This is a genomic window from Marinomonas balearica (genome assembly GCF_004362145.1).
GTDB classification, from domain to species: Bacteria; Pseudomonadota; Gammaproteobacteria; order Pseudomonadales; family Marinomonadaceae; genus Marinomonas; species Marinomonas balearica.
On the sequence record NZ_SNXC01000009.1, the window covers coordinates 119,295 to 131,697 of the forward strand.

General features: G+C 42.1%; 11 protein-coding genes. 5 read left to right on the forward strand and 6 right to left on the reverse strand.

Going from position 1 to position 12,403, the window contains the following annotated elements:
- Window positions 1-64: 64 nt before the first annotated feature.
- A complete protein-coding gene (locus DFP79_RS02200; RefSeq protein ID WP_133502323.1) occupies window positions 65-991 on the reverse strand; it encodes an AraC family transcriptional regulator in 927 nt (308 codons plus the stop codon).
- 194 nt (window positions 992-1,185) lie between these two features.
- On the opposite strand from DFP79_RS02200, the gene exaC reads away from it, so the two are divergent.
- Window positions 1,186-2,703 carry an acetaldehyde dehydrogenase ExaC gene (gene exaC / locus DFP79_RS02205; protein ID WP_133502324.1) on the forward strand — a complete coding sequence of 506 codons (1,518 nt, stop codon included), beginning with the start codon at window positions 1,186-1,188 and terminating at the stop codon, window positions 2,701-2,703.
- Between the two features lie 53 nt (window positions 2,704-2,756).
- Here the strand turns inward: exaC and DFP79_RS02210 are convergent, their stop codons facing one another.
- Window positions 2,757-4,301: an alanine/glycine:cation symporter family protein gene (locus tag DFP79_RS02210; protein ID WP_133502325.1), complete on the reverse strand. Its 1,545-nt coding sequence runs from the start codon at window positions 4,299-4,301 to the stop codon at window positions 2,757-2,759.
- A gap of 15 nt (window positions 4,302-4,316) precedes the next feature.
- On the reverse strand, window positions 4,317-4,757 hold the full coding sequence (locus DFP79_RS02215; RefSeq protein WP_133502326.1) for a universal stress protein: 441 nt from the start codon (window positions 4,755-4,757) through the stop codon (window positions 4,317-4,319).
- Between the two features lie 413 nt (window positions 4,758-5,170).
- On the opposite strand from DFP79_RS02215, the gene DFP79_RS02220 reads away from it, so the two are divergent.
- The 4 genes from DFP79_RS02220 (at window position 5,171) to DFP79_RS02235 (ending at window position 9,382) form a co-directional block, all read left to right on the forward strand.
- Window positions 5,171-6,742: an inorganic phosphate transporter gene (locus DFP79_RS02220; protein ID WP_133502327.1), complete on the forward strand. Its 1,572-nt coding sequence runs from the start codon at window positions 5,171-5,173 to the stop codon at window positions 6,740-6,742.
- 376 nt (window positions 6,743-7,118) lie between these two features.
- On the forward strand, window positions 7,119-7,820 hold the full coding sequence (locus DFP79_RS02225) for a hypothetical protein (RefSeq protein WP_133502328.1): 702 nt from the start codon (window positions 7,119-7,121) through the stop codon (window positions 7,818-7,820).
- Window positions 7,821-7,904: 84 nt separating this feature from the next.
- On the forward strand, window positions 7,905-8,693 hold the full coding sequence (locus tag DFP79_RS02230) for a hypothetical protein (RefSeq protein ID WP_133502329.1): 789 nt from the start codon (window positions 7,905-7,907) through the stop codon (window positions 8,691-8,693).
- A gap of 71 nt (window positions 8,694-8,764) precedes the next feature.
- Window positions 8,765-9,382 carry a LysE family translocator gene (locus DFP79_RS02235; RefSeq protein ID WP_133502330.1) on the forward strand — a complete coding sequence of 206 codons (618 nt, stop codon included), beginning with the start codon at window positions 8,765-8,767 and terminating at the stop codon, window positions 9,380-9,382.
- Window positions 9,383-9,428: 46 nt separating this feature from the next.
- On the opposite strand, the gene DFP79_RS02240 is transcribed toward DFP79_RS02235, so the two are convergent.
- From DFP79_RS02240 to DFP79_RS02250, 3 genes are all read right to left on the reverse strand, one after another.
- The gene (locus DFP79_RS02240) at window positions 9,429-11,411 is read right to left on the reverse strand and encodes a DNA topoisomerase III (RefSeq protein ID WP_133502331.1); all 1,983 of its coding nucleotides are present in this window, start codon (window positions 11,409-11,411) and stop codon (window positions 9,429-9,431) included.
- A gap of 92 nt (window positions 11,412-11,503) precedes the next feature.
- Window positions 11,504-11,986, reverse strand: coding sequence for a universal stress protein (locus DFP79_RS02245; RefSeq protein WP_133502332.1), 483 nt, complete (start codon window positions 11,984-11,986; stop codon window positions 11,504-11,506).
- Between the two features lie 51 nt (window positions 11,987-12,037).
- Entirely contained in the window at window positions 12,038-12,265 is a 228-nt protein-coding gene (locus tag DFP79_RS02250) for a hypothetical protein (RefSeq protein WP_133502333.1), read from the reverse strand.
- Window positions 12,266-12,403: the final 138 nt, after the last annotated feature.

Sequence of the window (12,403 nt, forward strand, 5' to 3'; positions counted from 1 at the left end):
GCCTTGATTCTAAAAGTGCTATTGTATCTATATGAGGGAAAATCGATAGTCATATTTTCTATAATTAGTTTAAATTTTTGCTCAGTATCTGGCTTGGTGGAATGCCATAATGCTGATGGAATCGGCGACTAAAATGGCTAAGGCTTTGATAGCCTAGATCGTAGCTGACTTGAGTTACTGAATGGTTTTGTCTTAACTTTTGATAGGCTGTCGCCATTCGCCTTTGGTGTTGATATTCTGCGGGCGTACATCCTAAATGGCGTTTAAATTCTTGATAAAAGCGACTGCGGCTCATACAGGCCATTTTACTCAGTTCGTAAATATCCAAATGTTCCGATAAGTTGGATTCAATCCAGTAAAGAGCACTGCTTAAGCTGTTTGCTTCAGGGTCTTGTTGACAGTATTTTAAGAGTGTTTCTCTTCCATGATGTCGTAAAATTCGAGTAACCAATTCACTGACACCGAGATCAACCAATAAATCTCTGTCGGGGTCGTTTTGAACAAAGCCACTTACCAATCGTTTTAGCAGGTGTTCTGTGGCTTGATTATGAAGCGTGTGAAGAGGCTGTTCTGCATTAAACGTATACGAAGGAACGCGTATCGAGGACGACTGAGTAATGTCGTGCATTCGGTCACACAGTTGAGAAATGCGCTCTGAAGAAATTTCGATGGTTAAACAGGTCGTAGGTGTGTCCAATCTCGCTTCTGGGAAATCGATGAAGACTTCTTCTTTTGGCGCTAAAATAAAGGATTCATGGGGAAGAAACGGAATGTTTGGCTGACGTTTGGTGTGCATGACTTTTGCCCCTGTGACCATGCCACAATAAAGCAGTGAATCTGCTTTCAGGCTAACTTGGCTGGCTTGCTCGTATGTGTCATACACACTGAGCTCTGATTCTGGTCCGGCGAAGCAAATTCGGTTTTCAACCAATTTAGCAGGTTGTGATGGCCGATTCGTTCTCGTGATAATCTGTTCTAATGTCTGCTCCATTGTACCTGCCCTACCTATTTTTATTGTTTCTTATCGTTAGAGAGTTCATCAAGTCTATACCGAAATTCACGAAAAACGATGAAAAAATTCAGTTATGGACTGCAAGATAAATTTTTTAGACTCTCAGGCAAGCACTTTGTATCGGTGCTTACTAAATTCAGGGTTCAAATAAAAAAATAATACGGAGAGCTCATATGATTTACGCCAAACCTGGAACCGAAGGTAGTGTTGTTAACTTTCAGAGCCAATACGAAAATTTTATTGGCGGGGAATGGGTAGCGCCTGTAAAAGGCCTGTATTTCGATAATGTCAGCCCTGTTGATGGTCAAGTATTTTGTCGTATTCCTCGTTCAAGTGAAGACGATATTAACCTAGCATTGGATGCTGCGCACAGGGCAAAGGTTGCGTGGGGAAAAACATCTGTTACAGAGCGTTCTAATATACTGCTCAAAATGGCGGATCGGATAGAGCAAAATTTGGAAAGAATAGCCGTAGCCGAAACCTGGGATAATGGTAAAGCGGTTCGTGAAACCTTAGCTGCGGATATACCTTTAGCTGCCGATCATTTTCGCTATTTCGCAGGATGTATCCGAGCGCAAGAGGGCAGTACGGCCGAGCTTGATGAAAACACCGTTTCTTATCACTTTCATGAACCTTTAGGGGTTGTGGGGCAAATAATTCCGTGGAACTTTCCTATTTTGATGGCTGCTTGGAAGTTGGCTCCCGCTCTTGCCGCAGGTAACTGCATTGTTTTGAAGCCTGCGGAGCAAACTCCCGCATCGATTCTTGAATTGATCAAAGTGGTTCAAGACCTTTTGCCAGCAGGCGTGCTGAATATTGTAAACGGATTTGGTGCAGAGGCTGGTCAGGCTTTAGCGACCAGTAAGCGTATTGCTAAGATTGCATTTACCGGCTCTACACCTGTCGGATCTCATATTTTGAAATGTGCCGCGGAAAACATTATTCCTTCTACAGTTGAGTTGGGCGGTAAGTCGCCTAATATTTACTTTGCAGACGTTATGCAGCAAGAAGATGCATTTGTTCAAAAAGCGGCAGAGGGATTGGTTTTGGCGTTTTTTAATCAGGGTGAAGTCTGTACGTGCCCATCTCGTGCGCTTATTCAGGAATCAATATATGACGACTTTATCGGTCACGTACTTGAGCGCGCAACCAGAATTAAGCGAGGTAATCCTCTCGATACAGATACACAAGTCGGAGCCCAAGCCTCTCAGGAACAGTTTGATAAGATATTAAGTTACATTGATATCGGCAGGAAAGAAGGTGCTCAAGTGCTGTGTGGTGGTGGTGTAGAGCAATTGGATGACTTTAATCGAGGTTTTTATATTCAGCCTACGATAATGAAAGGCAACAATGATATGCGGATTTTTCAGGAAGAAATATTCGGGCCTGTTGTGAGTGTCACGACCTTCAAAGATGAAGCTGAAGCACTTGCTATTGCAAACGATACGGAGTTTGGTTTAGGGGCAGGGGTGTGGACTCGTGACACCAACCTAGCCTATCGCATGGGTCGCAATATTGAAGCCGGTCGTATTTGGATGAACTGCTACCACCAATACCCTGCGCATGCGGCATTTGGAGGCTATAAGAAATCGGGAGTAGGGCGTGAAACTCATAAAGTTGCGCTTGAGCACTATCAGCAAACCAAGAATATGTTGGTGAGCTACGATATTAATCCGCTGGGTTTCTTTTAAGCAAAAAAAAGCCGATGCTTTACGTTAAGCATCGGCTTTTTTAGCGGTAATTCTTATTTGAATTTTTTGAATTCGCCTGCGCGAAGACGAGTCATGTAAGAATTTAGCTCTTTCTTAACGACTGGCATTAAGAAATACAAGCCAATGATATTCACAACAGCCATTGCAAAGATGGCAGCGTCAGAGAAATCGATAACTGGACCTAAGCTGATCGTTGCACCGATAAAAACAAAAATACAGAAAATAATTTTGAATGTTAGCTCTGCGCCTTTGCTCTCGCCAAATAGGTAAGTCCATGCTTTTAGACCGTAGTATGACCAGCTCAACATGGTTGAGAAAGCGAATAATACGACAGCAACAACAAGAATGTATGGGAACCAGCTGAACGCTGAAGCAAATGCTGCTGATGTCAATGCAACACCAGAAGAACCGTCAGCAGTTTGAATAGTGCCAGACTCATTTAGCATGTACAGACCTGTTGTAGGGTCTACGACCAATTGCTGAGTGATGATGATCACCAATGCAGTCATAGTACAAATAACAACGGTATCGATGAATGGCTCTAGAAGAGACACAAGACCTTCTGTAATCGGCTCGTTTGTTCTTACTGCAGAGTGAGCTATCGCAGCCGAACCTACACCTGCTTCATTCGAGAACGCTGCACGTTTGAAGCCTTGAATCAAAGCACCAACCATACCGCCAGCTACACCTAAACCGGTGAAGGCTCCTTCGAAAATCTGGCCAAATGCCCAGCCAATTTTATCCGCGTTCATTAGAATAATAACGAGAGCCGTACCAACATAAAGCACACCCATGAAAGGGACTACTTTTTCAGTTACGTTTGCGATTGATTTAATACCACCAACAATAACTGCGAAAACGACAACAGCAAAAATAATACCTGTGATCCAACCAGGGTAATCGCCAATAACACCGCTTAGTTGAGCGTGTGCTTGGTTTGCCTGGAACATGTTTCCGCCACCTAATGCGCCGAAGATACAGAAAACTGCAAACAGCGCCGCTAGGAATTTACCAAAACCTGCTGGTAAACCACGTTCGATGAAGCCTTTAGAGATGTAGTACATCGGGCCACCAGAAACACGACCATCGTCGAATTGGTTACGGTATTTAACACCCAGTGTACATTCTGCAAACTTGGAAGCCATACCCAATAAACCAGCAAGGATCATCCAAAATGTCGCGCCAGGACCACCGATGCTGACAGCCACTGCAACCCCTGCAATATTTCCTAAACCTACGGTGCCGGACAACGCCGTTGCTAAGGCTTGGAAATGGCTTACTTCACCTGCATCATTAGGGTTAGAGTAATCACCTTTTACAAGAGATATAGAATGCCCTATAGCGCGGAACTGGATAAAACCGAAATAAAGAGTGAAAACACTCGCTCCGACAACCAACCAAAGTACGATCCAAGGAAAGCTTGTACCCGGTAGAGGAGAGAAGATAAGACTAACAAACCATCCCGTTGCGGAAGAGAAAACACTGTTTATTGTTTCATCAATTGAACTTGCTGAAACCAGCGAACTAAAAAGAGCAAAAAACGATACGGTCAAAGCCGTAAACAGTTTTGAAATCATAGAAAATACCTGAAATTAACTTACTACAGTGACGGGGACATTAGAACCCATTACAAGATTAGCGGTAACACTGCCAAATACGCGCGCGCTCAAACCTTGTTCAGTGGAACGAGCCACAAAGATTTGCTCAGCGTTATTCTCAACCGCAATGTTATTTAGGATTGTCGCAGCTTTACCGTGGATGACACGGCCTTCAGCATTAATGCCGTCGTTTTTAAGGGCTTCTAGCAAGGGGTCGATAACGCGTTTTTGGGCGCTGTCAGACTCTTCCTGCTTTTGCTTATGACGAATCGCATTCTCTTCTGTTGTTTGGAATTTATATGGAGACCATTCAACGACACATACAAGCATAAGCTTGCATTCTTCGCCTACTAAAGAAGCTTGCCTCTTTGCAAATGCCAAAGCGCGGTTGCTTGCGTCACTCCCGTCAACTCCGACTATAAATGTTACGGACATATTCCCATCCTATCGATTTTTATTGTGGGGTACACATGGTTGTGTAGGCGCGTATTAAACTGAAAGTTTGCTCAGAACTCAAACTAAATTTAGGGCTTTAGGCCACATTTTGTACTATTTTTTCGCATTTATGCGCGTCTTGAGCTATTGGGCTAGGGTAAAAGCAGTTTTTTAAGCTGTTTTTGCAAAAATTACTTATTAGGGGTTTTATCTTAATCTCGGCTGTGTAGAATTGCCGAGCCTTAGATGTGACAGTATGGTTTCATTTATATTTCATAAATGTTACCGAAATGTTGCGGTGCTGGCAGGGACTGAATTAAGTACATGATACTGGCCTGCTTATTTAAAGGGATAATAAGTGGTCGCTAATCAATATTACTTAGTATTGTTTAACTCTATATAAAGAACCATTTATGGACTTCACGAATAAAACCACTGATTCGAACTCACACAGTTCTGATTTCATCAAAATTCTCATAGCCTTAGCATTTATATGTTGCGCTGGCTACTATGCGACGTCTAATGGCGCTGCGGTTTCAAATGTATCTATTTTAGCGATTGCTGCGGCAATTGGCGCTTACATGGCAATTAACATTGGTGCAAATGACGTTGCTAATAACGTTGGTCCTGCTGTTGGTGCGAAAGCGTTGACGATGACCGGAGCTATTCTAATTGCGGCTATTTTTGAAGCAAGTGGCGCACTTATTGCGGGTGGTACTGTTGTGGGTACCATTAAAAAAGGCATCATTAACCCTGCCGCTATAGCGGATGCGTCTACCTTTATTTGGGTTATGATGGCCGCTTTGCTAGCCGGGGCGATTTGGTTGAACCTAGCTACGTATCTCGGTGCTCCTGTATCTACGACACATTCCATTGTGGGTGGTGTTATGGGTGCTGGTATCGCTGCTGGTGGTTGGGACATTGCAAATTGGAGCAAAGTTAGCGCGATTGTCGCTAGTTGGATTATCTCTCCCGCATTGGGGGGGATGATCGCCGCACTCTTTCTCATCTATGTTAAGCGAGCCGTTACTTATAAAAACGACATGATTAGCGCGGCCAAAAAAGTTGTTCCTTTGCTGATCGCAATTATGGTGTGGGCATTTTCGACATACCTTATTGTTAAAGGTTTGAAGAAGCTGTTTAAAGTTGAATTTATTACCGCTTTGGGCCTTGGTTTTATCATTGCTATTGTTGCTTATTTAATTGTGCGCCCTATGATCGCGAAAGCGGCTGCGTCCTTAAAAAATGAAAAAGAGTCCGTTAATAGCTTATTTACCTTGCCTTTGATTGCGTCGGCTGCCTTACTGAGTTTCGCTCATGGAGCTAACGATGTTGCTAATGCGATTGGACCATTGGCAGCGATAAACGATGCATTGATCAGCGGCGGTATATCAAGTAAAGCGGCTATTCCTCTTTGGGTTATGCTGGTTGGCGGTGTCGGTATTGCTGTTGGTTTGGCTTTATTTGGGCCTAAGCTGATAAAAACAGTTGGCTCAGAAATCACGCACCTTGATAAAACGCGTGCATTTTGTGTCGCAATGGCTGCCGCGATTACCGTGATTATTGCATCTCAGTTGGGTTTGCCTGTGAGCTCAACTCACATCGCAGTGGGCGGCATCTTCGGTGTAGGTTTTCTTCGTGAATACTTGAAAGCATCATACGAGAGAAAGCTAAATGAAGTGATGGTGCACTCTAAGCGAGCAGGTTATGATGTTGATCAAACGACATTGTTTGTAGAGCGTTTCAAAAAAGCTGACGTTGATGAGAAAAGAGCCATTCTTAGAGAACTCAAAGCAGAAAAGAGTACAGATCTTATTTCTAAACAAGATCGTAAAACTCTAAAACGTGCCACTAAAAAAGAATTAGTGAAGCGTTCTGCTCTGCTTCGCATTGCCGCAGCATGGATAATTACAGTGCCTGCTTCTGCACTGCTATCTGCATTGCTTTTCTATACGTTGGTTGGGTTTGACGTTATAAACGGTTAAGTATTACTGTTAATATACCGTTTGAAAATGGCTGGTTTATCCAGCCATTTTTTATTATTAAATTAACTTAAGTTAATGGATGAATTTTTCTTATTAGAGTGGGGTTCTTTAAGGTAAGTTTCTCTGTCTCTTCTTCTTAGTGCGAAGGAATCGCTCCTCCGTTTTTGGCAACAAGGCCAACGATGTTGTAATATCAACATTGATGTCGGTCTGTTAGTGTTGGCTTTTTTTAAAAATGTCTCAGTATGTTAAGAACTTAAAGACGAGTTGTTTTCCTAACTTTCTGTTCTGAGTGTTATTTTTTGATAAGCCTATTGTGTAGAATCTAGAATCGCAACTTACCAATACTACCTTTTCCAGGGATGCTTAGCACTCTATGTTACGTTTAGAAATCATTCTAATAACGGCTGGACTAGCCCTTCTATTTGCGGCTGTTCTTGCTATCGCAATTATGCGATGGCGGAAGAAGCAACAAGTTTTGCAGTTAGAAGCGAACATGCGCTTGCTGAAAAGATGCTTGAAAATTGATGACTTATTAAGTGTTTTAGCCGATCGCTATATCCCTCTTTCGACAAAAATGATGCTTGTTGACTATGTAATTGCTTCAATGGAAAAAGTAAAATCCCTCCCTAATGCTTTTCCTCTTACCGAAAAACATGAGGAGTACGTGGGGCTTCGTAGCGAGTTAATGCGCGCAGAGCAAGCTACAAAAAACGAAAAAGTTGCTGTTCAGGCTGAATTTGTAAGGGTTCAAGGGGCGTTAAGAGTATTACTTACGTTAGTAAAAGCGTTCTCGGCAAATAGAATGATCGATAAAGCTTCTGCGAAACAGCAAATGTCCATGATTCGATATGGGTATCAACTGGCACACTGTGATCTTCTGGTAAAAGAAGCGCAAGAGGATCTGGATTTAGAAAAAAATGCTCGGGCATTGGAGAAATATCGAACCGCGTTGTCTGAAATGGAGAGTGTGAGCTTTATTCCTGAGTCAAATCGAGTAATTAATACACTAAAAAATAGAATCCAGATGGTGGAAGGTATATTATTTAAGAAGAAGCAAAATGTGGATCAGGGATAGTTTTTAATCGTAAATCGTAGTCTCTGAAACTATAGCTGGTACTTTGAGCAATTTTATGACGTTATTACTTGTATTAGAAAACATATGACCTCTATCGCAGTTACATTAATGTTGGTGGCGATAGGTGGCTTTATAGCATTTGCTATTTACTTACAAATGAAAGAGCAAGCGCGCCTTGAGCGCTTACGTAAGTCCGCTTTACTAGGAAACCAAGCCCGTCAATTACGACGTTATCTGGATGATTTGCCGCCTCAATATCAACCTAAAGACATGCGTATTTGGATTTTACGTAGGCTGGTTGCTACTTATGATGAGTTGATTGAATTACAGGCTGACGATTCACTCCGCCGCCATCGTGGTTTTTTTATTGAAGAGTTGCAGCAGTTTCAAGAAAGTAAGGTGAAGCGAAAAGCAAAGCCCGTAAATGATGAATTGCAAATTACTGAACTCAGGCGTTTGTTTGAATCCTTTAAGGGCTACCTTGAATTTGCCAAACAGAATAAAAAAATAGACCCTGATCTGTATGTTCGGTATCAAGACCTTTTTACATTCTATAGCTATCGAGTGAACGCCGACTACCATGTTTATATGGCTCGTCAGGCGTTTCTTACCGAAAAATTCGATAAGGCAATTGAACTTTACAAAGAGGCGATTTCACAACTTCAACCTATCAATGAAAACCCTGAAGCGAAAGTTGTTATTGATGGTTATCAAGAAATCATTGATGAAATAGAAAGTGATTTGGCACTGCAGCGTCAAGAGGAAGAGCTTGCCGCTGCGAGCGAAGAAGACGATCAGGCAGAGGAAGATTTAGATGATGAATGGAGTCAGTTTATGGACCAGAATACATTTAAAAAGAAGAAGCACTTCTAACCTGAATTAATACATTTAATTCCGTGATATTAATTTTCATATCCAATCTATAATTAGGTTTTTGTATTCTAATGAACTTAAATTTACTGTCTGTTTTTATTCCTACGTTCTTTTTTGTCTCTGTGACGCCTGGGATGTGCATGACCTTGGCAATGACACTTGGAATGACCGTCGGGATTCGACGAGCATTGTGGATGATGGTTGGTGAACTCGTTGGTGTTGGGCTTGTGGCTGTTCTTACAGCAGTAGGCGTCGCGACGATTTTGCTACGTTACCCAGATGCTTTCCTTGTATTGAAGTACGCTGGCGGCGCTTACTTGGCCTATATGGGCATACAAATGTGGCTTTCAAAGGGGAAGATGGCGATTAAAATGGAAGAGGAAAAGAAGCCTGCTTCCAAAATTGAACTTGCCGCTCAAGGTTTCGTTACAGCTGTATCTAACCCAAAAGGTTGGGCATTCTTTGTTGCATTGCTTCCACCGTTCCTTTCGACCGAGACATCACTTGTTTATCAGCTGTTCATTCTTGTTTCCGTTATTCTGTTACTTGAGTTTGTTTGCTTACTTATTTATGCATTGGGTGGGCGTAGTATGAAATCTATACTCATGAAGAGTGGTAACGTGAAAATGATGAATCGACTTGCAGGCACTCTGATGCTATTTGTCGGTATTTGGCTTGCTTTCGGGTAATCAAAGAGTCACTGAACAAAAAGTCGCTAAAATATTGTCTTTCGCTCTAAGTATTCGATGCCTTCTTTTTGTATGTTCTTTTAGTATACGACCCTTTCGATTTCTTTGCGGTTGTTGCTTTTCGTGATGTTCTAACGGACTTCGCTGGAGTACTCTTTGCTAATTGAGTTAGTGATGTTAAAGGAATATTCCTAGCTTCTTGCAGCAATTGATTTAACGTGCTCTCAAGCGTATCCATAAACTCTTCATAAGAAGCTTGCCTTTCACTGATTGCACTTAGAGTGGATTCCCAAACGGCGGTCATATCAGGTGTGATAGTGGGTTGAGGTAAACACGCGACAAACAATCGGCCTGCTTCTGTTGCTTTTATTTGTTTGCTGTCTCTATAGAGAAATTGGCGTTTAAACAGCAGCTCTATAATACTGGCTCGTGTAGCTTCTGTGCCTAATCCATCGGTTTCCTTTAGCACGCTTTTTATCGAGCGGTCTTCTACGTATTTTGCGATACCTGTCATTGCACCAAGCAAAGTTGCATCCGTAAAATAGGATGGCGGTTTCGTTTGCTTTTGTATAACTTCACCTAAGCGACAAAAGAGCTCATCGCCTTGTGTCAATTTTGGTAGATTAGGTGTGGCCTCTTCATTTTTTTTATCGTCATTGTTTGAGTTTGCGCCAAGAAGTAATTTCCATCCCTGTTTTAACGGTGTGCTGCCGGTTGCCGAAAAAGTACCGCCCTCAATGTCAGCGACGATTTTCGCGGCTAAATACTCATAATGCGAGTAAAACTGCATTAAATACTGACGAACTATGAGTTCGTATACTTGTTTTTCTATTCGGCCAATAGATCCATATTTCTGAGTTTGAGGTGTAGGGATAATTGCATGGTGAGCGCCCACTTTTTTATCGTTCCAAGCATTGCTTTTAAGGCTTAGGTTTGCGTTTTCGCTCCAGTTACTTATTTCAGAGGATGTGTTTTTTAGTGATCGTACTATCGGTTGTATTTCTGACATTTGTTCAACTGGCAAATATCGGCAGTCAGACCTAGGGTAGGAAATCATTTGGTGTTTTTCATAGAGATCCTGACACGCATCTAAAACTTGTTGAGCAGATAGCCCCCAGCGTTTGGCTGCATCAATCTGCAAGCTCGACAGGCTGTACGGTAGAGGAGGGGGTTGTCGCTTGTTGTTGTATTCGGCTTTTATAACCTTCCCAGGCTTTTGGGTAATACGTCTTGCAACGTTCTCGGCCAATGCTTTATTGATGACTCTGCCGTCTTCATCCATATGAGGTTTACAGGCATCACTTGGTTGCCAACCAGCAATAAAGTTGTCGTTCGTTGTCGTTGCAAGGTGTGCATGTACTTGAAAATAATCCTTAGAAACAAAGTTCTCTATTTCAAGGTCTCTTTTTACAACAAGGCCAAGAATCGGAGTTTGGACACGGCCAATAGAGAGTACGCCTTGGTATCCAGCTTGGCGGCCTTTTATCGTATAAGCGCGTGTAAGGTTGAGTCCGTACATCCAGTCAGCTCTCGCTCTTGCGAGTGCAGAGCGGGATAATGCTGAAAACTCACTGTTTGACTTGAGTTTGTTTAAAGATTTTTTTATGGAGGTGGGTGTTAAATCGCTTACAAGAAGACGTTTGGTTGCTTGCAGTTTTTTCTTTGGGACTTTCGTATAGTGTAATACTTCATCGACCAATAACTGTCCTTCTCTGTCTGGATCCCCCGCGTGGACTAATTGATCGGCTTGTTTAATTAACTTTTTCAGTTTGGTGAGCTGTTTTTTGGTCTGGCTTTTTTCTTGCCATTTCCATTCGCTGGGTATGATAGGGAGGTGATCTAGCGACCAACTTTTGTATATTGGATTGTATGCATGTGGCTCAGCCTGTTCCAGCAGATGTCCAATGCACCACGAAACACAGTCGCCGTTTGGTAACCAAATGCATCCATCTTCTTTTTTTTGTGGAGAGGGAAGTGCTGCAGCGATGGCTCTGGCTAAGCTGGGTTTTTCCGCAATATAGAGAATCATAAAAACTACTGTATATATGTTTATATATACAGTAGTTTATCGAATATGAAGGTGATTTGTAAGAGCTGTTTTTTATACAGTGTGATCGAGCGCTATTTGATTGGGACGACCAACACAGGAACATCGCTGTGGTGGATGACTTTGTTTGCAGTTGAGCCAATAATCATTTGACCGATGGCGCTGTGTGTTCGGCTATTCATAACAATAAGATCAACGTTTTTGGACTTTACCGTTTTTTCAATAGCGTCAGCAGGTGCGCCCGTTGTAATGACTATTTCAGGCTTTGAAATACCGTCAAGATCATTCTTGTTAGCCTCTAAAAAACTAGCAAGTTGAGTTTCTGCTTTATCGGTTGTTGCTTGTAGGGTTTCTTTTCGAAGTCTCTCTAGCGTTTCTTCGGGAATGTAGTTGTTGATCAAATAAGAAGAGTGCGTAGTGAGCGGTTCTAACGCATGCATAAGAACGACGCTTGCTTGATTGATTTTTGCCAATTGCATGACATAGCCAAGTGCTTCGTTGCTTTGGTTATCCAAAAGGTCGCAAGCGTAAAGAATAGTATTGATTTGAGGTAACATTGCTTTTCTCCAGTGAGAGGCTGATGCAGATTGTTTACCCTCTGCATATTCTTAAATTTTGGAATTTCTCCCGACCTCTTTAGTGTAGCCATCTTCCAAATCTTCGACCTGATGTAGATCAATGATGCTTACGCCTTTTTTTATCGTTACTTGTTCATGGTGGGCATCGAGCAGGAAACCTGACGCGGCAAAGATCAGTACAAGGCTCGCAAATACAGCAGTCCAACGGCTTTGTCTTTGAGAGGAACTTTTCATATTGTTTGTTGGGATTCTATTCATAATAGTGCTGTTGCCTTTGTTGAGAGCGATTGAACAAAAGGTGGTATATAAAATTATAAATGATAATAACTATCATTCAAGGTGTGTTTTCTTTTTATTGTGATGATGGACATTTTCACACCTCGTAAACGTGTGTAT